The organism is Pseudomonas guariconensis, assembly GCF_024127895.1.
Lineage (GTDB): Bacteria > Pseudomonadota > Gammaproteobacteria > Pseudomonadales > Pseudomonadaceae > Aquipseudomonas > Aquipseudomonas guariconensis_B.
The window spans coordinates 1-514 of record NZ_JAMYBK010000077.1 but is presented as its reverse complement, the minus strand read 5'-3'; the positions used below and the strand labels follow the sequence as shown (position 1 = coordinate 514).

Annotated in this window: 1 protein-coding gene; it reads right to left on the bottom strand. The window is 61.3% G+C overall.

Annotation, left to right across the window (positions count from 1 at the left end; translation table 11 throughout):
- Positions 1-514 (bottom strand): Ig-like domain-containing protein (locus NJF35_RS24620; protein WP_253091626.1); only part of this gene is annotated, 514 nt, incomplete at both ends.

Genomic DNA, 514 nt, shown 5'->3' with positions numbered 1-514 from the left:
GCCCAACGAGTCCTTGACCTGGTAGGTGAAGGATTCGGTGACGGTATTCGGACCGTCGTTGCCAGGGTTCGGCGACTGCGGCGCCGAGGTCAGCGTATAGGTGTAGGTGCCGTCGCTGTTGAGCTGAATCTGGCCGTACTGGCCAACGGCATTACCCACCAGACTGAACGTCAGCGCACCCACGCCGCCACTGACGGAACCGGCCAGGGACCCGGAAGCGGTTTCACCCGTCGAACTCGGATCGCTACCCTCGACAGTACCGGCCGCCAGGTCATTACCGTCCTTGAGCAGATCAAGTGATTTCTCATGGACGGTCACTTCCCTGTCCGGCCCAGCGATCAGCGAGCAGTCATCAATCCTGATGGTGATGGTCGTAGTGCTTTCGTCACCGTCCGCATCACGAATGGTGTAGACGAAGGTGTCGGTGGCACCAGCCGGGGCCACGCTGTTGGGGTTGGCGTGGTAGACCGCGTTGCCCTGGGCATCCAGGGTCAGGTAACCATACTGGCCCATC